At 33.7% G+C, this 246-nt stretch carries 1 protein-coding gene; it reads right to left on the bottom strand.

Features of this window, described 5'->3' with window-relative positions:
* Positions 1-246: hypothetical protein (locus tag ACRHNM_RS17725; protein WP_431137961.1), on the bottom strand; the 246-nt coding region annotated here is incomplete at both ends.

Raw genomic sequence — 246 nt, 5'->3', positions numbered from 1 at the left:
AGTTGGGAAGCATCAGCAGCAAATATTATTTTAAATCGATTATTTGCAATAGAAGCAGACACACCAGAAATAATGGAATAATCGTAATTGACTGTTCCGCTTTGCGGAATTTCGATAGATATACCTAGATAGTTATCATATAAGAATGCTGTTGCACATTGCATAGAGATACCTTCTGCTACTATCGTGTAGTTGGTATTTCTATAAGTATTTACTTCTAATTGAATCTCTTCTTCGTCTATTGGA

Origin of the sequence: Psychroserpens mesophilus (genome assembly GCF_050617655.1) — a bacterium.
Classification (GTDB): Bacteria; Bacteroidota; Bacteroidia; order Flavobacteriales; family Flavobacteriaceae; genus Psychroserpens; species Psychroserpens mesophilus_A.
Note: the sequence above shows the minus strand (reverse complement) of the source record. Positions and strands in the feature narration are given on the sequence as shown.